Origin of the sequence: Mesorhizobium sp. IMUNJ 23033, assembly GCF_044778005.1 — a bacterium.
Lineage (GTDB): Bacteria > Pseudomonadota > Alphaproteobacteria > Rhizobiales > Rhizobiaceae > Mesorhizobium > Mesorhizobium amorphae_A.
This window is the reverse complement of the sequence record NZ_JBJACT010000021.1, coordinates 97416-118640: the sequence shown is the minus strand read 5'-3', so window position 1 is coordinate 118640 and position 21225 is coordinate 97416. Positions and strand designations below refer to the sequence as shown.

21 protein-coding genes and 1 pseudogene are annotated in these 21225 nt (G+C 64.9%); 10 read left to right on the top strand and 12 right to left on the bottom strand.

Annotated elements, in window-relative coordinates; genetic code table 11:
• Positions 1 to 248: 248 nt before the first annotated feature.
• The 4 genes from ACFX5Q_RS21985 to ACFX5Q_RS21970 form a co-directional block, all read right to left on the bottom strand.
• Complete coding sequence (locus tag ACFX5Q_RS21985; RefSeq protein WP_404281358.1) at positions 249 to 1589, bottom strand: phosphatase PAP2/dual specificity phosphatase family protein; 1341 nt, start codon at positions 1587 to 1589, stop codon at positions 249 to 251.
• Between the two features lie 3 nt (positions 1590 to 1592).
• Entirely contained in the window at positions 1593 to 3380 is a 1788-nt protein-coding gene (locus ACFX5Q_RS21980; RefSeq protein WP_404281357.1) for a bifunctional alpha/beta hydrolase/class I SAM-dependent methyltransferase, read from the bottom strand.
• Between the two features lie 23 nt (positions 3381 to 3403).
• Entirely contained in the window at positions 3404 to 4000 is a 597-nt protein-coding gene (locus ACFX5Q_RS21975; RefSeq protein ID WP_404281356.1) for a CDP-alcohol phosphatidyltransferase family protein, read from the bottom strand.
• A gap of 843 nt (positions 4001 to 4843) precedes the next feature.
• Positions 4844 to 5002: a hypothetical protein gene (locus ACFX5Q_RS21970; RefSeq protein ID WP_404281355.1), complete on the bottom strand. Its 159-nt coding sequence runs from the start codon at positions 5000 to 5002 to the stop codon at positions 4844 to 4846.
• Between the two features lie 314 nt (positions 5003 to 5316).
• Between ACFX5Q_RS21970 and ACFX5Q_RS21965 the strand changes: the two genes are divergently transcribed.
• From ACFX5Q_RS21965 to ACFX5Q_RS21955, 3 genes are read left to right on the top strand one after another with little or no spacing between them, the layout of a single operon-like run.
• Positions 5317 to 6537, top strand: a complete 1221-nt coding sequence (locus ACFX5Q_RS21965) for a pilus assembly protein TadG-related protein (RefSeq protein WP_404281354.1) — start codon at positions 5317 to 5319, stop codon at positions 6535 to 6537.
• 4 nt (positions 6538 to 6541) lie between these two features.
• Entirely contained in the window at positions 6542 to 6982 is a 441-nt protein-coding gene (locus ACFX5Q_RS21960; protein ID WP_404281353.1) for a TadE/TadG family type IV pilus assembly protein, read from the top strand.
• A complete protein-coding gene (locus ACFX5Q_RS21955) occupies positions 6972 to 7382 on the top strand; it encodes a TadE/TadG family type IV pilus assembly protein (protein WP_404281352.1) in 411 nt (136 codons plus the stop codon). Before ACFX5Q_RS21960 ends, ACFX5Q_RS21955 begins: the two co-directional genes overlap by 11 nt.
• Before the next feature lie 30 nt (positions 7383 to 7412).
• Here the strand turns inward: ACFX5Q_RS21955 and ACFX5Q_RS21950 are convergent, their stop codons facing one another.
• Positions 7413 to 7901, bottom strand: a complete 489-nt coding sequence (locus ACFX5Q_RS21950; protein ID WP_404281351.1) for a hypothetical protein — start codon at positions 7899 to 7901, stop codon at positions 7413 to 7415.
• Positions 7902 to 8109: 208 nt separating this feature from the next.
• Between ACFX5Q_RS21950 and ACFX5Q_RS21945 the strand changes: the two genes are divergently transcribed.
• Positions 8110 to 9477 (top strand): nodulation protein NfeD, encoded by a 1368-nt coding sequence (locus ACFX5Q_RS21945; protein WP_404281350.1) that lies wholly within the window; start codon positions 8110 to 8112, stop codon positions 9475 to 9477.
• Positions 9474 to 10235, top strand: coding sequence for a slipin family protein (locus ACFX5Q_RS21940; protein ID WP_404281349.1), 762 nt, complete (start codon positions 9474 to 9476; stop codon positions 10233 to 10235). The genes ACFX5Q_RS21945 and ACFX5Q_RS21940 overlap by 4 nt, the downstream gene beginning before the upstream one ends.
• A gap of 71 nt (positions 10236 to 10306) precedes the next feature.
• On the opposite strand, the gene ACFX5Q_RS21935 is transcribed toward ACFX5Q_RS21940, so the two are convergent.
• Genes ACFX5Q_RS21935 through ACFX5Q_RS21925 form a run of 3 tightly spaced genes read right to left on the bottom strand, consistent with a single transcriptional unit; the run spans position 10307 to position 14069 of the window.
• Positions 10307 to 12607: a xanthine dehydrogenase family protein molybdopterin-binding subunit gene (locus ACFX5Q_RS21935; protein WP_404281348.1), complete on the bottom strand. Its 2301-nt coding sequence runs from the start codon at positions 12605 to 12607 to the stop codon at positions 10307 to 10309.
• Positions 12604 to 13587, bottom strand: coding sequence for an FAD binding domain-containing protein (locus tag ACFX5Q_RS21930; RefSeq protein ID WP_404281347.1), 984 nt, complete (start codon positions 13585 to 13587; stop codon positions 12604 to 12606). Before ACFX5Q_RS21930 ends, ACFX5Q_RS21935 begins: the two co-directional genes overlap by 4 nt.
• Positions 13584 to 14069 carry a (2Fe-2S)-binding protein gene (locus ACFX5Q_RS21925; RefSeq protein ID WP_404281346.1) on the bottom strand — a complete coding sequence of 162 codons (486 nt, stop codon included), beginning with the start codon at positions 14067 to 14069 and terminating at the stop codon, positions 13584 to 13586. The genes ACFX5Q_RS21930 and ACFX5Q_RS21925 overlap by 4 nt, the downstream gene beginning before the upstream one ends.
• 355 nt (positions 14070 to 14424) lie before the next feature.
• Here ACFX5Q_RS21925 and ACFX5Q_RS21920 point away from each other — a divergent pair, with 355 nt between their 5' ends.
• A complete protein-coding gene (locus ACFX5Q_RS21920; protein WP_404281345.1) occupies positions 14425 to 15042 on the top strand; it encodes a TetR/AcrR family transcriptional regulator in 618 nt (205 codons plus the stop codon).
• 43 nt (positions 15043 to 15085) lie between these two features.
• Here the strand turns inward: ACFX5Q_RS21920 and ACFX5Q_RS21915 are convergent, their stop codons facing one another.
• Positions 15086 to 15295, bottom strand: coding sequence for a hypothetical protein (locus ACFX5Q_RS21915; protein ID WP_404281344.1), 210 nt, complete (start codon positions 15293 to 15295; stop codon positions 15086 to 15088).
• A 244-nt stretch (positions 15296 to 15539) separates the two neighbouring features.
• Here ACFX5Q_RS21915 and ACFX5Q_RS21910 point away from each other — a divergent pair, with 244 nt between their 5' ends.
• Positions 15540 to 16394, top strand: coding sequence for an aldo/keto reductase (locus ACFX5Q_RS21910; RefSeq protein WP_404281343.1), 855 nt, complete (start codon positions 15540 to 15542; stop codon positions 16392 to 16394).
• Positions 16395 to 16431: 37 nt separating this feature from the next.
• Here ACFX5Q_RS21910 and ACFX5Q_RS21905 read toward each other — a convergent pair whose 3' ends face one another.
• Positions 16432 to 18549 (bottom strand): alpha/beta fold hydrolase, encoded by a 2118-nt coding sequence (locus tag ACFX5Q_RS21905; protein ID WP_404281342.1) that lies wholly within the window; start codon positions 18547 to 18549, stop codon positions 16432 to 16434.
• 171 nt (positions 18550 to 18720) lie between these two features.
• Between ACFX5Q_RS21905 and ACFX5Q_RS21900 the strand changes: the two genes are divergently transcribed.
• Positions 18721 to 19053, top strand: coding sequence for a hypothetical protein (locus tag ACFX5Q_RS21900; protein WP_404281341.1), 333 nt, complete (start codon positions 18721 to 18723; stop codon positions 19051 to 19053).
• A gap of 120 nt (positions 19054 to 19173) precedes the next feature.
• On the opposite strand, the gene ACFX5Q_RS21895 is transcribed toward ACFX5Q_RS21900, so the two are convergent.
• Entirely contained in the window at positions 19174 to 19485 is a 312-nt protein-coding gene (locus ACFX5Q_RS21895) for a hypothetical protein (protein ID WP_404281340.1), read from the bottom strand.
• A 191-nt stretch (positions 19486 to 19676) separates the two neighbouring features.
• Between ACFX5Q_RS21895 and ACFX5Q_RS21890 the strand changes: the two genes are divergently transcribed.
• A complete protein-coding gene (locus ACFX5Q_RS21890) occupies positions 19677 to 19868 on the top strand; it encodes a hypothetical protein (RefSeq protein ID WP_404281339.1) in 192 nt (63 codons plus the stop codon).
• Positions 19869 to 19876: 8 nt separating this feature from the next.
• Here ACFX5Q_RS21890 and ACFX5Q_RS21885 read toward each other — a convergent pair whose 3' ends face one another.
• The gene (locus tag ACFX5Q_RS21885) at positions 19877 to 20599 is read right to left on the bottom strand and encodes a LysR family transcriptional regulator substrate-binding protein (RefSeq protein WP_404281338.1); all 723 of its coding nucleotides are present in this window, start codon (positions 20597 to 20599) and stop codon (positions 19877 to 19879) included.
• On the opposite strand from ACFX5Q_RS21885, the pseudogene ACFX5Q_RS21880 reads away from it, so the two are divergent.
• Positions 20576 to 21039: pseudogene (locus tag ACFX5Q_RS21880) on the top strand (class I SAM-dependent methyltransferase); the annotation flags it as partial. The gene ACFX5Q_RS21885 and the pseudogene ACFX5Q_RS21880 sit on opposite strands and share 24 nt — an antisense overlap.
• Between the last annotated feature and the right edge of the window lie 186 nt (positions 21040 to 21225).

The following is a 21225-nucleotide window of genomic DNA, read 5'->3' as shown; positions in this document are numbered from 1 at the left end:
GTGGCTGGCCATCAGCCGGAACAGCAGCGCGTCGAACAGGATGAGCATGGAGAAGGCGAGGGTGGTCAGGGCGCCCACCGCCGCCACGAACCAGGCCGCCGCCGACAGCGGCGTCGCCTGCAGCCCGGTCGCAAGCCCGATGACAGGCGTGGCAAGCACGCAGGCCGCGATCAGCAGCAGCGGCCACGCCGCCTGCACCATCAGCCCGGCGGCAAAGGCGCCGGCTTTGTCCTGATAGGCATTGCTCGTCATGCCGCTTCGTCCACCCCGGTATGAATGTGCACCGGACGGCCGGATGCCGCGAGCACTTTCCGCGCTTGTGCTGCCGTGTGCGTGCGGCCGGTGGCGACCAGCCATTCGGCGACGACGCCGGCGCTGCGCTGGAAGCCGAGCGCGCAGCAGACCAGCACCGTACCGCGCTTGCGTGCCGCCTCGATCGCCGCCACCGCTTCAGTGAGCCTTTGCTCAGGAGCCGGCAGGAGGTCGAGCACGGCAAGACTGATCCAGCGGCAGGAGGTGCCGCGCGGCCGTTCCAGTTCGCCGGCAAGGTCGACGACCGTGCCGAAGCCACTGGCTTCGCTGGCGGTCGGAAAACGGCCGAGGAACACGCCGTCGGTGACCGCCACATGCGCGGGCAGTTTTCGTGTCCACGCCCACTGATTGATCCGGGCACCGAGCCGGTATGGCCAGAGCACGATGCGGCTGGCCAGCGGCGCGGTGCCGTCGGCGGCTTTCTGGAACACTTTGGGTCCGGCCCCGGCATAGGCGAAGGCGACGATGGCCAGCGCCAAGGCCGGCCACAACAGGATCAGCGCGACAGGCGAGGCGAAAGCACCGAGAGCAGCACCCGCCAGCGCCAGAGCCGCTCCCAGCGCATAGAACCGCGCCAGCAGCTTGGCCTTCGGGTCGGTTGTCAGGCGAAAGCCGGAAAAGGGCAATTCGCCCTTGGCCGGGAAAAGCCACAGCGCAAAAAAACCGAGCAGCGCGCCGGTCGGGATGTCGATGAAATGGTGCTGCCAGGTCGTCAGCACCGAGGCGCCGATCAGGAAACACCAAATGTGCCAGAAGACACCGGTGATGCCGCTCAGTTGCTGCCGCCAGTGGTCCCAGATGATCACCAGCAGCGCGATGTGCAGCGATGGCGCCTGGTTGAACGGTTTGTCGAAGCCGCCGAGCACCGCAAACAGGAAACCGGGCAGCCCTGAGGTTTCCGGCCGCACGAAGGTCGCCTTCAGCGGGAACAGGATGAAGCAGGAGACAGCGACCAGTTGGGCCGTGAGATAGCGGCCGGCGAGGCGGTCGACACCGTTCTTCGTATCGTTGAGCAGCAGCGACAGGCCGTAAAACAGATTGATCGACCAATAGGGCACGATCGTCCAGGCCATGAACGGGATGTCGCGCTCCCACGCAAAGACGATGCTGCCGACATCGTCGCGCCGCGACGCCAGCCAGTTGGCGAAGCCGTAGGTCGAGTAGAAAAGCGGCGCCAGCAGTACCAGCCAAAGTGCGGCCCTGAGCAGGATGGCGCTGAAGCGATCTTTCGGCCGCTCGGCCGCAATGGGGGCAGGGTCTGCGGCAGGCACGGCCATGCTCTAAACGCGCCGCGCGACCGAGACAGTGAAGATGCCCCACTGGTCGATGCGCTGATCGATCTTCTCGAAGCCGGCAGCCGCCACCAGCTGGTCCATCTCGCCCTGCGTGCGCCGCCGCATCACCCAGGCCTGGCCGCCGCGATGCGAGGTCAGGCTGCGCGCGATCATCTCCAGCTGCGGGTGCCAGGGCTGGTTGGTGTAGATCAGCAGGCCGCCGGGCTGCATGGCGCTGGCCAGTCCGCCCAGCGAGCGCGCGATCATAGCATTGTCTGCAAACAGCTCGTAGAGTCCGGAGACGATGGCCAGGTCCGGCGCCGGCTTCAGGGCGGCCAGCATCTTTGCGTCGAAGGCGTCGGCCTTGCGGAAAGAGACGCTGGTCGGCAAATTCCGGTCGGCGATCAGCTTCGAGCCCAGCCCGACATTGATGTCGGAATAATCTTGCAGCCGCACGCTCGCCGGCGGATCGGCGCATTTGGCGACGGCATCGAGCACATAGCGGCCATGGCCGGCGGCGATGTCGACGATGTTGACGGGACGGGCGACCGCCTTCAGCGCCGCGACAGCGTTGCCGATCAATTCTTCCAGGTGAAGCTTGCGCTGGCGGATGCCGCGCCAGCCGATGGCGTCGAGGAAGGTGCGGTCGATCATGCGGCCGATGAAACCGGTGCCCCGCGCCTCGTTCTCGTAGACATAGTCGAGCGTCGAGCCGGAATCGAAGCCGGTGGCGATGCCCGTCTTCATGCCGGGCGACAGCCAGGCGCCCATGCGGATCGAGGCGCGGCTCATCGCCCAGTAGAGGCCCTTTGGCGACAGCAGCGGCAGCGGCGAGGCAAGGCGGTCGGCCTCGTCGCGCGTGTAGCCGGCGCGGTCGGCGGAGGTCAGGTCGATCTTCTTCTCCGATGTTGCGAACTGTTTCTCCAGGAACGGTCGGATCAGGTCGAGCGCCATCTTGCGGTCGCGCTCGCCCAGCGTGTCGTGGAAGAAGCCGGGCAGCACATGCCGCTCCTTGGCCGGGCTCGCCAGGTTGACGAAGAACTCGTGCTGCGGCCCGTGCCGTACCACCCAGTCGGCTCCGGAGATCAGGAGCTGCGTCGGCACTGCGATGGCGCGGGCATCGGAAACGATGCGCGCGGCATGGGCGTAAAGCTCGACCAGAATGTTGGAGGCGATCGGCCGTGTGATCAGTGGATCGGTTTCGAAGGAGGCGATGCGCTCGGCATCATGGGTGAGCAATTTCGCCTTGACGTAGGAATTGACGAAGAAGCGGCCCTTGAGCTTCTGCCAGAGTGCGATGCCTTCCTTGGCGAAGGGCACGTAGAGCTTGACGGAAAAGGCCGGCGAAGCCACCACCATCGCGCGGATGTCGGGCGCATAGTCATGCACCCAGGCGGCAGTGAGCACGGCGCCGAAGGATTGCGCGATCAGCGCGATGTCGCGCTGGCCAAACCCGTCCCTGCCGATCTCGCGCACGAAACAGTCGATGTCGCGCACAAGTGCGGCGAAGGACGGCGCATAGCCGCGTTCGCCGGCCGAGCGGCCATTGCCGCGCGCGTCCCAGGCGTAGAAGGCGTGGTCGGGCATGGCCAGTTCATCGACCAGATGCGCCATGCGGCCGCCATGCTCGTGGCCGCGATGGAACAGGAGGATGGCGCCCTTGGCGGATTCCCCGACGGCCGGCCAGTAGCGGTAGAAGATCTCGTTGCCGTCGTGGCTCTTGAAGGTCCGCTCCTCGGCCACGCGCTTCCCGTCGGCGACAGTGGCGGCGGTGATGTTCTGTTCGTGAAGCATGGCGGTTCCTTCGAGGCTGGTCATCAGCCCCCACTAAGGCCGCTGCGTATCCGGTTGATGGCGGTCGCAAGCGACAGTGTAGCCATGGCCGGAAACACAAAGGGTGTAAGGACTTGCACCCAAAGCCCGCAGGCGATGAGGAAGCCAATGATGCCGAGCGCCAGGGCCCGGTCGCTCTTGCCGAACGGGCCGGCATAGTTGCGGCCCGTGCCGGCCGCGACGCCGAGCACGCCGGCATATTCCGCGATGATCGCGGCAATCGCAAAGGCGACGACGCCCCAGACAGGGAAGGCGATGGCGAAGGCGAGGATCAACGCCAGGTCCGAAACAACGTCGCAGAGTTCGTTGAGATACATGCCGAGCCTGGAGGCTTGCCCATGCTCCCGGGCGAGCATGCCGTCGATGGCGTTCAGCGCCATGCGTGCGAACAGCACCGCCGGCATCAAGAGGAACACCCCGCGATGATCGGCAAACGCGGCGACCGCCGCGCCGGTGGCGATCGAGAGTGCGGCAGCGAGAAGTGTGATCTGGTTGGCGGTGACGCCGGTTCTTGCCAGCCAGTCGGCAAGCGGCCTCAACCTCGCCTGGAAGGCTGGTTTCAACGCATAGAGCGTCGGCATCTGCGATTCCCCAACCCGTGCCTCACTCCGGCGAAGATGATCAATCGACGGACAAGACGCAAGGGCGAAGGAGTACACCCATATTTTAGCATATGCTTGACAAAGCGAGCGCCACGGGATCACTTTCGCTGATCGCTTCTGGCAGAGGGGATGCCGATGAAAAAGGCCTACAGCAAGCCGACGCTTAGCCGGCGCGAAAAGCTGTCCGTGGTGACGGCAGGCGCGCCCGTTTCAGACGCCAACCCGAAGGCTTGATCCAGGCCAAAGCTTGATCCAGGCCAAAGCTTGATCCAGGCTTGAGTTTCCCGCGAGGGAGAGGCTGGCCAGGAGCGGGCGGTACACTTGCAAGTGCCCGCCCGTCCGGCGCCGCCGCCAATGCTGTTGAAACCCCGTCCGTCCCCAACAGCCACGGTTATGGCGTGACCCGTAGCTGTGCGAATATCCATTGGCGCTGCCGCCTGTCAACGCCGCCCGGGTGGGTCTGAAAGAGAGGATTCTCCGTCTTCGGGCGGCCGCCCGGGGCACCGCTCGATCACGCTATTGCTGGCATGAAAAGACCTCGAGAAAGCCGGTTTTCCGGGCTTTTCGCGGTTGCAGGGGACGATGCGTCAGCCCTGATCTAGGCGCTTGAATCGGTTTACTTTTCGCTGGCCGGGCGCGCTCCGCGCCGGGCTTTTCAACCTGACTTTTTTTGGGTGTATTTTCGTGGCGGCTCTTTCGGCGTGCTTCGCCGCCGGGGGAGCTTGCGTTGCCACTGCCGTGAAGCCTCTGCTCTCGCTCGCCGGAAACAGGAATGGCGGGCCGCAGCCCGCCATTTCCAACAGTGTCCCGTGCGACGAGCGTTCAGTTGGCGCCGCCGAGCTTCTTGGTCATGGCGCAGAAGTCGTTGTGCTCCTTGGCGGTTCCCTCGTCGCTGCATTCCTTCGACATGCTGGTGCGGTCTTCCTCGCTCATGGCCATCCAGGCCGCCTTGAAATCGGCTTCCGGCTTCATGGTCTTCATGCCGCTATCCGTGAAGAAGGGAGTCATCTTCTCCGGGTTGTCGAGCGCTCCTGGCCAGCGCCGCGCCGCTCACCATCGAAGGCGCCACCGCGCCCGCGCGATGTTGGGGGAGGCGCAAACAGCAGCCTCTCACGTCACTAAACGATGCGCGGGGGCAAACGGCAGCCAGCTTAAATGCGGCAACGCCGGCCCGATGGCGGGTGGTCGTCCCCTGAAGATGTGGTGATGAACGAAAATCGAGGCAAATCCTTAGGAAATAGTTAGCGTATTCATGATTGCTTAAATGCGCTATGCGGATGCTTCTGAATATTTTTTTGGACTTTGTCTCCCACTGCCTGCGTCGCGGCGCCGAGGCGGGCGGCAACGTCGCCGTCGTTTTCGCGCTGACTTTGCCCGTCGTCGTCGGCGGGGCAGGTCTCGGCGTGGAGACGTCCTACTGGTACTATTCGAGCCTGAAGCTGCAGGCGACGGCGGACGCCGCCGCCTATGCCGGTGCGCTCGAGAAGATCGCGGGATCCGACACCGCGGCGATCACGACGGCCGCCGCCCAATCGGCCACCTCGAACGGACTAGGCACCGGCACCATCGTCGTCCACACGCCGCCCACCTCGGGGCCGAACACGGCCAACAAGGCGGTCGAGGTGATCCTCAACCAGAACCTTGACCGGATATTCACCTCGATCTTCGTTCAGGGGCAGGTTCCCGAAAAGGCGAGGGCGGTGGCGCTCATCACCGATGGCGCCTATGCCTGCAACATAGCGCTCAATGCGTCGGCCTCGCAGGCGGTGCTCTTTTCCGGCAACACCAGCCCCAAGCAGACCGGCTGCGTCACCATGTCGAATTCGATCGCCAGCGATGCCATCAAGCTTCAGGGCTCGGCGACCCTCGAGACTGACTGCCTGATATCGGTTGGCGGCGTTTCGCTTGGCAACACACCCACGATGGTCTGCAAGGCCCCGATTACCCAGGCCTTGCCTGCGGCCGATCCTTACGCCAGCCTGCCGACACCCACGGTCTCGAACCCGTGCAAGAACGTCAACGGCAACAAAACCTCACAAACGCTCCAGCCTGGCACCTATTGCAGCGGCATGAGCCTCAACGGCAACGTCACGCTTTCTCCGGGTGTCTATGTCGTGGAGGGCAGTTTGAAGGTCAACGCCAACGCGATCGTCTCCGGAACCGGCGTGACCATCTTCATGTCCGGCAGCAACACCGTCAGCATGAACGGCAATGCCACGGTGACGCTGAGCGCGCCGACCTCGGGCGCCTATTCCGGCGTGCTGTTTTACGGCGACAGGACGGGGACCGCGGCGCAGAGCACCTTCAACGGCACCGCGAACTCGCTTTTGACCGGGGCCATCTATTTCCCCAGGCAGCAGGTCAACTATCTCGGCAATTTCTCGGGCATTAATGGCTGCACCCAGGTGGTTGCGGACACGATCCAGTGGTCCGGCAGCACGACCATCAAGCAGGACTGCACCAGTCTTGGGATGAAGAATATTCCGGCCGCCCAAGCCGTGCGGATCGTCGAGTAGCGGCATGGGGCCATTCGCGATCCGCTTCCGCAAGAACCGCTCCGGCGCCGCCGCGGTGGAATTCGCGCTCGTGCTGCCGGTGCTGTGCACCGCGCTCTTCGGCATCGCTGACGGCTGGTCCTACGTCACCAGTTCGCTGGCGATGCGGGCCGGCGTGAAGACGGCGGCGAACCTGGTGATGGCCGGCGCCACCGACGACAACGCCATCCAGGCCGCGGCGGTGGCAAGCTGGGAAAAGAAACCGGACGATGCGGCGGTCACGGTTACCCGCAGCTACAAGTGCGGAACGACCGTGGTCACTTCGACGACCACCTGCGCAGGCCCGAAGGTGTCTTCGGTCTTCGTCCAGATCCAGGCGTCGGGCACCTGGGTTCCGCCTTTCACCTTCGGCGTCTTCCCGGGCAACAGCGCGATTTCCCATCAGCAGGTGGTCCGTGTCCGCTAAACAGAGAGCCAGGGCGTTTGCCGGCGATGCCTCGGGCGGCGCCGCTTTCGAATTCGCGCTGATCGCGCCTTTCCTGATCATGCTCCTGTTCGGCATCTTCGCCTTCGGCTGGTCGATGAACAACATGTCCAGCGCGCGCTACGCGCTCGAGGCGTCCGCGCGCTCCCTGCAGCTCAACAACACTATGACCGAGTCCCAGATCCAGGCGATCGCGAAACAGAAGCTTGAGGCGCTCGGCCTAAAGAACGTCAGCGTCACGATCACCACCGATCCGGCGAGCGGCGGCTTCAAGATGGCGCATGTCAACGCCAGCTATGCCTTCGTCATCGACTTTCCCTATTTCGACCAGTACCCCATAAATTACACGACAACCGTGGCCGTGCCGCTGGTTGCCTCGTAGGAGGCGCGAGGCGGCCAGTTTTTGCCGGCTTCAGTCGCCATCGCCGGAAGAGGCCTTGCCACATTCGGCCAGCACCTTGCCGATGGCGGCGCTCGAGCCGCGAAGCGGAAAGCTGTTCTCGCCATGTTTGTCCGAGACGACGGCCACTTCGCCTTTGGCGCGCAACAGGGTCAGCAACGGGTCGGCACTGTCCATCTGCACGGTGAAGTAATTGTACATTGCCTCGAGTTCGAGCGTCTTGATCACGGCCTTGCCGCCGGCCCTGAACACGAACGAAGCGCTGATGCCGGGTTCCAGCTGCTCGCCGGTGGGGCCTAGATCGTAGCTCAGCGTCGGCTTGCCAAAACAGGTCAGCATCAGATGCGCATCGGCCTTCGGTCCGCCGCACACCGAGGCCGTCAGCACACTGCCGCCCTCGTCTTCCTCCATCTTCTCCGTCCAGCCGCAAGGTGCTGCAAGCACCGGCAGGGTGGCCACGACGGAGCCAGCCACGATGAGTATCGCCAATCCGCTTCGCATGATCCCCCTCCCAAGCCATCGAGGCTCCGCAGGCATTAGGGACCATACAGAATAACTGATGGCGTGGCATTATTTGCAAGGAGATTGGCGAAAGCGGCGGAGCGCTCAAATCTCCCTCACGAGGGGGGAGATCACTCGCTCCTCTGCCTTCGCCACCTCATGGACTTCGCCGGAATACAACCCATATTGAATCCATGGAGCTTTGAGCGTGACCTTCGCGCGGGTGGCCCTTCTTGCCGCGGCTTTCGTCGCCGCCGCAGTCCTTTCTCCCTTGCCATCGGCCGGGAGCGGGAAAGTCGCGCTGAGCGTCGCGATCGACGGTGCCATTGGGCCGGCAAGCACAAGACAGCTCGAGGAAGCGCTTGATGTCGCCGCCAGGCGGGATGCCGAAGTCCTTATCCTTCAGCTCGACACACCTGGCGGGCTGGTCACTTCGATGCGCGAGATGATCGCCGACATCCTGGCTTCGCCGGTGCCCGTCATCGGCTATGTCGCGCCGGCGGGCGGCCATGCGGCAAGTGCCGGCACCTATATCCTCTATGCCACCCATGTGGCGGCGATGGCGCCCGGAACCAATCTGGGTGCCGCGACACCGGTAGAGATGGGCGGGCTGCCGTCGCTGCCGGGCGGCGACAAAGAGAAGGACGACAAGAGCACCGGGCCGCCGGCCGCCGACGCGATGACGACCAAGGTGACCAATGACGCGGTTGCCCTGATCCGCTCGCTCGCCGAACTGCGCGGGCGCAATGGCGACTGGGGCGAAAAGGCCGTGCGCGAAGCGGCCAGCCTGTCGGCCAACGGAGCATTGCAGGAGCGTGTCATCGACTTCGTCGCCCGCGATACGACCGAGCTGCTGCAACTGTCGGATGGGCGCACCGTCGAGGCGGCCGGCGCCAAAAAAACACTGGCGACGAAAGGGCTGCCGGTCGAGACGCTGGAGCCCGGCTGGTTCATCCGGCTTCTCTCCGTCATCACCGACCCGAATGTCGCCGTCATCCTGATGCTGGTCGGCATCTACGGCATCGTCTTCGAGTTCACCAGCCCCGGAGCGGTGGCGCCCGGCGTGGTCGGCACCATCTGCCTCGTGCTCGGGCTCTACGCGCTCAATCTCCTGCCGATCAACTATGCCGGCCTTGCCCTGATGCTGCTCGGCATTGCCTTCCTTGCCGTCGAGGCCTTCAATCCCACCGTGGTGCTTGGGCTGGGTGGCGTGAGCGCCTTTCTGCTTGGCGCCGCCATGCTGCTCAAGGTCGAGGGTCCCGGCTTCGAGATGTCATGGGCGGTCATCGGCGCCGCCGCCGCCTTGACGCTTGGCCTGGCGCTGCTCACCGGCAGCTATCTGTGGGCGGCGCGCCGGAGCCTGCCGCGTGTCGGCGGCGAGGCCATGCGCGGCCAGCCCGCTAAGATCCTCGACTGGCAAGGCGGCGAGGGCCATGTGCTGGCTTTAGGAGAGCGCTGGCGGGCGAAGGCTGACGAACACGTCGCACCGGGCGACAGCGTCGAGGTGATCGGTGTCAGCGACCTCGTGTTGACGGTGCGGCGCCGCGATGCGGGACAGAATGGAGCAAGACAATGATGGTTGGTTATGTGGCCTATCTGGTACTCGCTCTGGTCGTGGTCATGTTCCTATCCGCGGCCATCCGCATTCTCAGGGAGTATGAGCGCGGCGTGGTCTTCACGCTCGGCCGCTTCACCGGGGTCAAGGGGCCTGGCCTCATCATCCTCGTTCCCTTCATCCAGCAGATGGTGCGGGTCGACCTGCGTGTCGTGGTCCAGGACGTGCCGCCTCAGGATGTCATCTCGCGCGACAATGTTTCGGTGAAGGTCAACGCCGTGCTCTATTTCCGCATCGTCGATGCCGAGCGGGCGATCATCCAGGTCGAGGACTTCATGGCCGCCACCAACCAACTGGCGCAGACCACGCTGCGCTCTGTGCTCGGCAAGCACGAGCTCGACGAGATGCTGGCCGAGCGCGACAAGCTCAACAACGACGTCCAGGAGATTCTCGACCAGCGCACCGATGCCTGGGGCATCAAGGTCTCAAATGTCGAGATCAAGCATGTCGACCTGAACGAGAGCATGGTCCGCGCCATCGCCAAGCAGGCCGAGGCCGAGCGGCTGCGCCGCGCCAAGGTGATCAATGCCGATGGCGAGCAGCAGGCGGCGGCAAAGCTGGTCGAGGCTGGCCGGATGCTGGCGGCCGAGCCGCAAGCCATGCAACTGCGCTATTTCGAAGCCCTGCACGACATTGCCGGCGAGCGCTCGTCCACGGTGGTGTTCCCGCTGCCGGTGGACCTGCTCAGCCAATTCCTGAAGCAGGGTGGGGCAAAGTAGTGAAGATTGGGGAAGGCCAAGACGGCAGCCGATCTTCCCCTCTTGCGGGGAGATCGGCAGCTCCACCGCCTCTAGATCAACTTCTCCAGCGTGATCGGCAAATCCCGCACCCTCTTGCCCGTGGCGTGGAACACCGCATTGGCGATCGCCGGAGCCACGCCGACGATGGCCAACTCACCGACGCCCTTGCCGCCGAGCACTGACGAATGCAGGTCGGGGATGCCGACCGAGATCACCTCGATATCCGGAATGTCGGCATTGGTCGGCACCAGATAGTCGGCGAGGTTGTTGTTGACGATTCGGCCGTGGCGGCGGTCGACGATGCCTTCTTCGAGCAGCGCCTGGCCGATGCCCATGATGATGCCGCCCTTCCACTGGCTTTCCGCCAGCTTCGGATTGTAGAGCCGGCCCGAATCCAGCGCCGACACCACGCGTGATACCCTGACCGTGCCGAAATCCTCGTCGACGCGCACCTCGATGAAATGCGCGCACCAGCTATGCCGGGAATAGTCGCCATCGGTGTGCGTCAGCGGCGTGGCGATGGTGGTGTAGGCCTTGTAGCGATCCTCGGTCGTCGAATTGGCCGGCATGGTGTCGCCCTTGGCTTCGATCTGATCAGCCCCGACGCTGGCCAGCAGCTCGGCGATCGAAACCTCCGGTCCGTCGCCGCGCGGCGATGAAACACGGCCGCCCGCCACCACCAGCGTGTTGGCCTGCAGCGCATGGAAGGGCGAGCGCGGATCGGAGATCGCCAGACCGACCAGCTGGTCGAGTGCTGCACCGGCCGCCTTGTGCACGGCGCCGGTCATGATGCCGGCCAGCCTCGAGCCGCCGGTGACGCCGGCGCGGGCAAAGCGCGAGTCGCCGAGCTTGACCACGACATTGTCCGCCGGCACGCCGAGCGTCTCGGCCGCCGTCTGCGCCAGGATCGTGTAGGTGCCCTGGCCCATGTCGATCGACGAGCTTTCGACCTCGACCGTACCGTCGGCGAGGATGCGCACCAGAGCCTCGCCATAGGCGCGCCGCACCGGATAGGTGCCGGCGGCGACACCCCAGCCGATCAGCTGGTTGCCGTCGCGCATCGAGCGCGGGGCAGGGCTGCGCCTGGCCCAGCCGAAGGCCTCGGCGCCGGCAGCGAAGGCCTCACGCAACTGCCTTGTCGACCAGGCCTTCCTGGCATGCGGATCCTGCTCGGCATAGTTCCTGAGCCGGATCTCCAGCGGATCGATGCCGACCTCATAGGCGAGCTCGTCGATGGCGCTTTCGATGCCGAAGGCGCTCGGGTTCTCGCCCGGCGCGCGCATCGCGCCCGGCACCACCGAATTGACCCGCACGACATTCTGCTTCGAAGAAAAATTCGGCGTCGCGTACATGATCGAGGTGACCGATCCAAGCGGCTCGACCCACATGCCGCCCATCGAGGTTTCGTTGACGCCGCGATGCACGATCGACTGGATCTTGCCGTCGCGGTCGGCGCCGAGCGTCACCGTCTGCCGCGTCGCCGCCCGGCCGCCATAGCCGGTGAAGGTCTGCGGCCGGCTCATCACAAGCCGCACCGGCCGTCCGAGCATTTTCGCGGCACTGGCCGCCACCGCGCCATGCGAAAGTGCCAGCGCCTTGGAGCCGAAGCCGCCGCCAATATAGGGCGAGACCAGCCGCACATTCTCGAACGGAATGGCGAACCATTCGGCATAGGTGCGCGCCATGCCGTCGAGCCACTGGCTCGGCTCCCACACGGTCAGCCGGTCGCCTTGCCAGGCGGCGATCAGCCCATGCGGCTCCATCGGCGCCTGGTATTCGCGCGGCGTATTATAGGCGGCGCAGATGCGCACCGGTGCCGCGGCGAAGGCGGCTTCGGCCTCGCCCCATTCCTTGGTCATCATGTCTATCGCAATGCCGTCGCCGGCCTTGGGATCGCTGAGGTCGGCGACGGCCGGTGCTTCGTCATAGCTGACCTTGACCAAAGCCGCCGCCGCGACCGCCTGCTCGAAACTTTCGGCAACCACGGCCGCGACATGCTGGCCGCTGAAGGCGATGTCGCGCGCCAGCGGGCAATAGGGCACATCCGGCGGCGGCGTGCCGAACCAGTCCGACGCTGTCTTCAGCGGCGGGATGGTGTCGGGCGTCAACACCAGAAGCACGCCGGGTGCACCTTCCGCCGCTGCGGTGTCGATCGCGCGCACCTTACCGGCGGGAACCGTGCTTTCCACCAGCACGGCATGCGCGAGGCCCTCGAGCTGCTGCTCGACCGCGTATTTCGCAGCACCGGTGATCTTGGCCGGACCGTCGACTCGCGACAGCCGCCCGCCGACCTGATCGGCGCTGCCGTCCGAAGCGTCGCCGTGCCGGGTTCTGAGGTCGTGAATGGTCATGCCATGGCTCCCGTCTTGAGGATGGCGCGGGCGACGACGCGCGGCGCCAGTTCGATCTTGTAGTGGTTGGCGCCATGGTCGACGGCGCCCTCGACGGCGAGCAGGCTGGCGCGACGGACCGCGTCCTCTTCCAGCACCTTGCCTTTGAGCGCTTCTTCCACGGCCCGCGCCCGCCACGGTTTGGTGGCGACGCCGCCGAGCGCGACGCGCAGGTCCCGGATGGTGCGGCCGTCAGCTTCGAGTTCGATGCCGACGGCGGCGCTGGCCGCGGCGAACTCATAGGACTGGCGGTCGCGGACCTTGAGATAGGTCGAACGCCGCGCCGCGGCCGATGCCGGAATGCTGATCGCGGTGATCATCTCGCCGGGTTGGATCGCGTGCTCCCGCTCCGGCGTGGTCCCGGGAAGGAGAAAAAAGTCGTCGACGGAGAGCTGGCGCTCACCGAGATGGACGGTCGCATCGAAGGCGACGAGCGCCACCGCGAGATCGCCGGGATACATGGCGATGCAGGCCTCGCTGGTGCCGAGCACGGCATGGCCGCGGGTTACGCCGCCGATCGCCGAGCAGCCGCTGCCGGGCTCCCGCTTGTTGCAGGCGGAGAAATTGGCCGGGTCGCGGAAATAGGGGCAGCGCGTGCGCTGCATCAGATTGCCGCCGATGCTCGCCATGTTGCGGATCTGCGCCGAAGCCGCCTGCCACAGCGCCTCCGAGACGGCGGGGAAGCGGCTCTTGATGCCGTCATGGCCGGCGACCTGGCTCATTTTGGCCAGTGCCCCCAGCCTGGCGCCGTGCTCGCCGACCTCGATCGTGTCCAGCCCTTTGAGATGGCTGATATCGACCAGCGTATCGGGCTCGGCGACGCCGCATTTGGCGAGGTCGACCAGCGTCGTGCCGCCGGCAAGCAGCATGGCGCCGGGGAGCGCGGCCGCTTCACGCGCGGCAGCGGGCGAGGTGGCGCGAAGATAGGAAAAATCCCTCATGACTGCACCTCCAGGGCTGCCTGGCGCACGGCGGCGACGATGTGCGGATAGGCGCCGCAGCGGCAGAGATTGCCGGCCATGTATTCGCGGATTTCCTCGTCCGAGCCGGCATGGCCTTCACGGATGCAGGCCACCGCCGACATGATCTGGCCCGGCGTGCAATAGCCGCACTGGAAGGCGTCCTGTTGCAGGAAGGCGGCCTGCACGGCGTGCAGCGTGCCGTCGGCCTCGGCCAGCCCTTCGATGGTGGTGATCGAGCGGCCTTCGACTTGCGCGGCAAGAGTGAGGCAGGCAAGCACGCGCTCGCCGTCGACATGCACGGTGCAGGCGCCGCACTGGCCCTGGTCGCAGCCCTTCTTGGTGCCGGTCAGGTCGAGGCGGTCGCGCAGCGCATCGAGCAAAGTGACGCGCGGCTCGACTTCCAGCGAATGATCATGGCCGTTGATGGTGAGATGGATGGGGATGGTGGTTGGGCTTGTCATGGGGCGTCTGGCTCCAGTTGCTTGACGCTGAGGGGATTGATCTGGTGCCCTACCGGGGGACGGCAAGGGCGTCAGATGGCTAGGGGCGACTGCAATTGCTGGCAGCCGGCAGAGGCTGGCGATTGGCGAAAGCGGCGGAGAGCCAATCTCCCCCCTCGTGGGGGAGATCGGCAGATTCTCGGCCGCCCCTCTCCAGCGGGCAGGGGAAGTTCTGGCCTTCAAACTCTCAGCACGTGACATACCGGCCCCCCTGATTATATGATAAAGGTGCTCCACTAAAACGGAGGCGCCTCCGTTTATTACGTGGGGGCTGACCCGCCTGGGTTCAAGCCCCGAATTGCATGTGGAGATAAAATTGGCTCTAGAGCCGGCAGAAACCGTCGAGGACAAGGCACCCGCCGCTCAGCAAAAGCCGTTGCGCGCCGACGCGCAGCGCAATCGTGACCGACTGGTCGAAGTGGCTGCGGCGGCCTTCGCCCAAAATGGCGTCGACGCCTCGCTGGAGGAGATCGCCCGCCAGGCCGGCGTCGGCATCGGCACGCTCTACCGGCATTTCCCGACCCGCGAACATCTGGTCGAGGTGGTCTACCGCCGCGAGGTGGAGGGGCTCTGCCAAGCCGCCGACGAACTTGCGCTCCACCATCCGCCCGATGTCGCGCTCGAACAGTGGATGCAGCGCTTCGTCGACTACATCGCCACCAAGCGCGGGCTCTCGACCAGCCTGCGTATTCTGCTCACCACCAATTCCACCCTGTTCTCCGACATGTCGGGCCGGGTGACGCTCGCGCTGCGCCGATTGGTCGAGGCAGCGGTCGCCGACGGCTCGATCCGCGGCGACGTTGACGCCTCCGACGTGCTGCATGCGCTGGGCGGCATCTATTCCGCGCCCGACACCAAGGACTGGCGCGACCGCTCGCGCCGGCTGGTCAAGCTCTTGATGGATGGGTTGCGGTTCGGCGCGAAAGCGAGTTGAGGCGTCGAAGCTGCTTCGACAATCGGGCGTTGAATGCGCTTCGCTATCGTCCCAGCGGTTGCTTCGACAGCGAGACAAGTTCCGCCTCGTCGAGGATGCCGGCCATGTAGTTGGCAAGAATGCGCGACGCCAGCCCCTCGAGACGATCGGGCGAATCGCTTTCACGTTTCAGCCGTTCGAAGACCCGCGCCAGCAAAGCCAATTCGGACGGATCGAAAATGCCGGCATCCTGAGCTTTTCGGCGAATCGGCATGACGCCTCCCGTGCAGACGCTTTCGCAACGATTGCAACGCGCTCCGATGAAATTGCGGGTGCGTGGTTAAGAAAACATTAGCCATGCAAAAAGTTCCGCTGCGGTCCGAGTCGACTGCGGCGAGGGAGCGGCGGTCTCCTGGCAGACCCACCGCCGCACTTTCTGGTGATGGTGACTGGCCCTGGCGTCCGCAGTGCCTAGATAAGGCCTGCGCTGGGGCGCAACGTTGCGGAAGGACTTGGACATGCCTGAACAGATGACCCTGAATAGACCTGACCTGATTGCGCTGAACGACGGCGCCGCCATTCCCCAGCTTGGCCTCGGCGTGTGGCAGGTCGATCCGGCCATCACCGCTGAGGTGGTAGGCTGGGGGATCGAGGCCGGCTACAGGCTGATCGACACCGCCGAAGGTTACCAGAATGAGCAAGGGGTCGGGCAGGCGATCCGCAAGGCCGGCGTGCCGAGAGGCGAGCTGTTCATAACCTCGAAGCTGCGCAACGGCGCGCATCAGCGCGACACCGCGTTGCGGGCTTTCGACGAGACGATGGAGAAGCTCGGCATCGAGCAGCTCGACCTGTTCCTGATCCACTGGCCGGTGCCCAGCCAGGGCAAATATGTCGAGGCCTGGAAGACCTTGGTCGAACTCAGGCAGGCCGGCCGGATCAAATCGATCGGCGTTTCGAATTTCAACCAGGACCATCTGGAGCGCATCATCGGCGAGACCGGAGTGACCCCAGTCGTCAACCAGATCGAACTGCATCCTCGCTTCCAGCAGCGCGACGCCAGGGACTTTCCAGCCAGGCGCAACATCCGCATCGAAAGCTGGAGTCCGCTGGGCAGCGGCCGGTTGTTGAGCGATCCGACGCTTGCGGGCATTGCCAGAAAGCATGGCAAGTCGGTGGCGCAGGTCGTCATCCGGTGGCACCTGCAGGAAGGGCTGATCGTCATCCCGAAGTCGAACCACCAGGACCGCATCGCCGCCAACTTCGATGTCTTCGATTTCGAGCTGGACGCGAAAGACCTCGAGACGATCGGCGGCATGGATTCACCCGACGGCCGCAACGGGGCGAATCCCGCGACGGCCGCGTTTTTGTTCTGAGCTATGCTCTCCTTTCTCCCTTGTGGGAGGAGGGAGATCATCCCCCGTCGACCGTAAAGAACGCAAGCACGCCGGGCAGGCCGCTGGCTTCCATCTCACCATGCTCCTCGAACGTCAGGCCGGAGCCGACCACGAGATCGCGCACGGTTCGCGACGCGATGATCTCGCCCGGCCGCGCCCGGTCGAGCAGCCGCGATGAAAGGTCGATCGCGATGCCCGAAAAATCATTGCTACGCTCCTCGCATTCGCCAGTGTGGACTGCAGCGCGGACGTCGAGACCGGATTGCCTCAGGCGATGGCGGATCGCGATCGCACACTGGATCGACCGCGTCGGCCGCTGGAACACGGCGAGAAATCCGCTTGCCGAGCGCCTGATCTGCCTGCCTTCGGCAACCAGCAGTTCGGCCCGGATATCCTCGGCATGCCGCTCGATCGGATCCGCGCCGGCATCGGAGCCCTCGATCTCCACGGACAGCACCGACACCAGGACGCGTTCGCCCGGCGCCGCCGGCAAGGCGCCGGTGACGAAAGCCTGGATCTCGTCGACGAGGCGATCGGAATTCTCGCCCCACATCACGTGATCCCGGCCGGCAAGCTCGATGTATCTGGCGCCCTCGATATGCGTCGCCAGGTAGCGTCCTTCTTCCCGCTTTATCCAGCGGTCGCCGGCCGTCTGCACGATCAGCGTCGAAACATGAATGGCAGGCAGAATATCGCGAACGTCGATTTCGGTTCCCCAGCGCCAGAGCGCGATAGCGTCGGCGGGCGAGGCTGAATTCCTGAGATAGGCGGCGAACCATTCCCGCTCGAACGTGTCGCTCATCAGGCTGGGCGCCGCGTTGCTCATATCCGCCGCCGCTCCCCACTCTCTCTCGACGACCGCCAGATCTTCTTCCACCTGCTCGCTTGTCTTCGCCCACGGATAGCCTCTCGACCATCTGCCGCTGGCATAGGCTCCGTTGAGCACGAGTGCCGCCGTGCGCTCGGGATAGGTCGCCGCAAACAGCATGCACATCGGGCCGCCCTCGGAACTGCCGAACAGCACCGTGCGCTTCGAGCCGACCGCATCCAGCACCGCACGCACGTCCTCCATCCGCTCTTCCATCGTCGGCAGGCCGACATTGCGGTCGGACAGCCCGGTGCCGCGCTTGTCCATGCGGATCAGGCGCGAGAAAGTGCCAAGCCGCCGGAGGACATGCGAAAGCCGCGGCGAGGCCCAGGCAAGGTCGAGGTTGGAGACCCATCCAGGCACATAGATCAGGTCGATCGGCCCGTCGCCGGTCACCTGATAAGCGATGTTGATCCCGGCCGATTTGACATAGTGGGTCGGAGGGCGCATCGGCTCGCTCCCGAACGCCGGCCGTTCGCCGGCTCGGGCTGGCGACGCTGACGACGCCGGAGCGGCCGTGCGGGAGGTGGGTTGCGGCATCATGCGCCGCGTCCGCAGCTCTTCGTGGAGATGCCGGGTTTCCGGCTCGGGCTGCAGCTTGAGTTCGCGCTGCAGCGCATCGCGGCAATGCTCAAATTGCCTGAGCGCGAGATTGATCCGGCCCTGCGCCGCATAGGCTCGCATCAGGGCGCGGTGGATATCCTCCCTCAGGGGCTCCATGGCCAGCAGCCGCGTTGCAGCGCGCACGCATGAGGCAGGATCGTTCGTCGCGGAATAGTGCACGACGAGTTTGTCCAGCGCCGCGACGGCCATAGCCCGCAGGCGCTCTCGTTCGATCCGCAGCCAGTCCTCGAACGGCTCCGCCTTCAGGCCGAATCCATCGAGCAGGTCGCCGCGGTAGACGAGAAGCGCCTGTTCGAGGTCTTCAGGCGCCGAACTGGCGGCCAGCGCCTCGAACCGCGCGACGTCGAAATCAAGGCCATCGAGATGGAGGGCGATGTTGTCGCCGTCCGTCATGAAGCGCCCGCCGGACGCGTGCATGGCCTTCCTGACGGAAGACACTGCCTGGCGAAGGCTCATCCGGGCCTGGGTCTCGCTGTTGACGCCCCAGAGCAGCGTGGCGAGCTTCTCGCGTGATTGCGAATGCCCGGATTGCAGCGCGAGGTAAGCCACCATGGCGCGCGCCTTGCGGCTGAAGACCGGGACCGCGGCCCCGACACCGGCAAAGTCGAAACCACCCAGCAGATGAAGATGAGGCCCCGTCATTGGATTTCGCCCCAGCCATGGCTTGGCGGCAATTCTTTCGTGTAGCGGCCGCTAATTCAACCGCGATCTGCCCTGAGCGCCGTTTTTCACGATTCCATCACGCTGGCTTCACCGCCTTCGTCACGGCCGCGGACGACAGTTGGTCGATACGATCAGTCAAGGAGCGATGCCATGCTGCCCCCGAACACAGTCGAATGGCCCATCTGGCATGACGACCCCCGGCGGAACGGGCATGGGCGTGACGAGCCCGTGCCGCAGCGCCACGACATCGAACTTGCGCGCTATGTTGAAAAACAACGGGCCTGCCGGGAAACGGGACCCGGCGGGATCGATCTCACGGAAACGGCAAGCCGCCTGCGGGCGCTTGCAGCGCGGATCGCAAGCATCCTGTTCCCACGCCGCGGACGCAGCGCTTCATCGACTGCATCGCCACCCAGCGTGGGCATGGATACCGTACCCGACATGACTGGCGCGACCGCTCGCGCCGTTTGGTCAAGCCGCTGATGGGCGGGCTGAGGTTCGGAGCGGGAAAGGGTGAGGCGGCTGAGTGGTGAGGCCTTCTCCCACAAGGAGAGAAGGCGAGGCACAGCAGCCCGGGCCATCATATAAATGCCGAGTACCCTGCTAGTTAGGATCGCCGGACCTCGAGCCCCCGTGAGACCCGCCGCCGGAGTTGTCGGAACGACCATGAGCGGCCTTCCGGGCTTGACCGGGAGGGCCGCGGTGGATGTGGTTCTTGTCCCCCCAGCCATTGCCGGGACGTGATCCACCCGATTTGGCGATCGCCGCGGAGCTCAGGCTTGTGCCGAGCAGAAGCGTTACGGACGGCGGTGTCACTGCCGCGAAGCGCCCGGCCTTCTTGAGAAAATCGCGCCGCGCCTGAGCTTCTGAAACCAGACTCTCGGACTCCGACAGTTTTGGGCTTTCCGTTGCCATGTTAAAACCCTCACTTTCAACACATTTACTTTAGTGTTTCTGTCTAAGGGCACCAGCTCTCCAAAAGCCTTAGATTTCGCGACAATTAAAGAGGATGCGAGCGCTGAGGCCGGGTGCCGAGGCGTTGCCCATCCTGCCCCTCACAAGCAAGGCGCGTTCATGGCGCAATGGCCGGCGTCCCGGTAACGGGCATGCAGCTCATTTGGGCTCTGGCCGGCCTCTACGCGCTGTTCGCCCTTGTGGCAGCCATGCAGACTTGGCGACGGCTCCGGCGTGGCGAAATGAACGAGGCACGATCGGCGGGCCTGCGGCTGGCGCTCCTGCTGACGCTGCCGTTGACGGCCTGGCTTTCGACGAATGCAATGGTGCGCGCCTGGCCATGAGGCCTTGCTCAGGCTTCCGCCGTTTGCCAGTCGTGCTCGGTCACTGCCTTGGCGAAGGCCGAGATGGCGGGTGAGGGCGCGCGGTCGGCCACCGAAACCAGCGAAACTTCGCGGATAATCTCAGGGTCGACGACGGGCCGGTGGCAGACGCCGGGATGATTGGCCGAGTACTCGGCGATGAAGCAGACACCCATGCGAGCGGCGATCATTGCCAGGATCCAGTCCTCGCGCTCCGAGCGGAAGGCGCTGCGGATGTCGAAGCCGATGTTGCGGCAGAGCTCGTCTATGTGATTGCCGTATTCGCAGTTGATGCGCTCGAGATAGGCCTCGCCTTGGACGTCGGTCAGATGCAGCGTGTTGCGCGTCTCAAAGGGATGGCCGGTCGAGAAGGCGAGGCCGAAGCGCTCGCGATAGACAGGCTCGGCCCTCAGCCGGTGGTCGAACGGTTCGGGCCTGGCCAGCAGCGCGATGTCGAGCGTGCCCTCGGTCAGCAGGTCGGTGAGGTGGTTGGCCGCGCCCTCGATCACCGTCACCTCGACGCCTGGATAGCGCTCGCGAAAGGCATTGAGGAAACTGATGAAACACAACGGGCCGATGGTGCACATGACGCCCAGCGTCAGCGAGGCGCTTTCAAGCGAGAGGAAGCTTCTGGCGGTCTTCTTCGCCGTCTCCGAGCGCTGCAATATCTCATCCAGATGGGTCCGCATCGCTTCGTCGGTTTCGACTATCACGCGCCTTCGATCGAACGCGCCCGCAAGGCCGCCGAGGAAGCGGGGTCAGCGCCAACACGCGCTTCGAGGTCGCAGCCGCCAAGACCTATCCGGACACCTATGATCTCGTCGCCTTCTTCGACTGCCTGCACGACATGGGCGATCCGGCAGGCGCGGCCACCCATGTCCATGGCTCGCTCAAGCCGGACGGCACCTGGATGATCGTCGAGCCTTTCGCGCATGATCATCTGGCCGCCAACCTCAATCCCGTCGGACGCGTCTACTATGCCGCTTCCACCTTCGTGTGCACGCCGGCGTCGCTGTCGCAGGAGGTCGGGCTCGGGCTCGGCGCCCAGGCCGGCGAGGCGCGATTGCGCAAGGTCGTGACCGGCGGTGGCTTCAAGCGCTTCCGCCGCGCCACCGAGACGCCGTTCAACATGGTTCTGGAGGCACGTCCATAGAGCAATTCCAGGAGAAGTGCGTAGCGGTTTCCGTCCGGAATTGCGTAAAAAACAAATATTTAGAGCGGGCCAGCCACTCTATCAGAAGCAGAACCGCTATAGAGTATTCTGCTGCCGAATGCTATTTTATGGTGTCCGCATAAATGCGGAAAAACAGATGGTTAGAGCAGCGTTCTGCTCCATGTG

Bases quoted from the DNA above. Each gene is read 5' to 3' on its own strand.
- ACFX5Q_RS21975 (WP_404281356.1), bottom strand. From the start codon at position 4,000: ATGCCGACGCTCTATGCGTTGAAACCAGCCTTCCAGGCGAGGTTGAGG.
- ACFX5Q_RS21925 (WP_404281346.1), bottom strand. From the start codon at position 14,069: ATGACAAGCCCAACCACCATCCCCATCCATCTCACCATCAACGGCCAT.
- ACFX5Q_RS21970 (WP_404281355.1), bottom strand. From the start codon at position 5,002: ATGAAGACCATGAAGCCGGAAGCCGATTTCAAGGCGGCCTGGATGGCC.
- ACFX5Q_RS21905 (WP_404281342.1), bottom strand. From the start codon at position 18,549: ATGACGGGGCCTCATCTTCATCTGCTGGGTGGTTTCGACTTTGCCGGT.
- ACFX5Q_RS21910 (WP_404281343.1), top strand. From the start codon at position 15,540: ATGCCTGAACAGATGACCCTGAATAGACCTGACCTGATTGCGCTGAAC.
- ACFX5Q_RS21890 (WP_404281339.1), top strand. From the start codon at position 19,677: ATGCAGCTCATTTGGGCTCTGGCCGGCCTCTACGCGCTGTTCGCCCTT.
- ACFX5Q_RS21985 (WP_404281358.1), bottom strand. From the start codon at position 1,589: ATGGCCGTGCCTGCCGCAGACCCTGCCCCCATTGCGGCCGAGCGGCCG.
- ACFX5Q_RS21960 (WP_404281353.1), top strand. From the start codon at position 6,542: ATGGGGCCATTCGCGATCCGCTTCCGCAAGAACCGCTCCGGCGCCGCC.
- ACFX5Q_RS21935 (WP_404281348.1), bottom strand. From the start codon at position 12,607: ATGACCATTCACGACCTCAGAACCCGGCACGGCGACGCTTCGGACGGC.
- ACFX5Q_RS21915 (WP_404281344.1), bottom strand. From the start codon at position 15,295: ATGCCGATTCGCCGAAAAGCTCAGGATGCCGGCATTTTCGATCCGTCC.
- ACFX5Q_RS21895 (WP_404281340.1), bottom strand. From the start codon at position 19,485: ATGGCAACGGAAAGCCCAAAACTGTCGGAGTCCGAGAGTCTGGTTTCA.
- ACFX5Q_RS21940 (WP_404281349.1), top strand. From the start codon at position 9,474: ATGATGGTTGGTTATGTGGCCTATCTGGTACTCGCTCTGGTCGTGGTC.
- ACFX5Q_RS21930 (WP_404281347.1), bottom strand. From the start codon at position 13,587: ATGAGGGATTTTTCCTATCTTCGCGCCACCTCGCCCGCTGCCGCGCGT.
- ACFX5Q_RS21900 (WP_404281341.1), top strand. From the start codon at position 18,721: ATGCTGCCCCCGAACACAGTCGAATGGCCCATCTGGCATGACGACCCC.
- ACFX5Q_RS21980 (WP_404281357.1), bottom strand. From the start codon at position 3,380: ATGCTTCACGAACAGAACATCACCGCCGCCACTGTCGCCGACGGGAAG.
- ACFX5Q_RS21950 (WP_404281351.1), bottom strand. From the start codon at position 7,901: ATGCGAAGCGGATTGGCGATACTCATCGTGGCTGGCTCCGTCGTGGCC.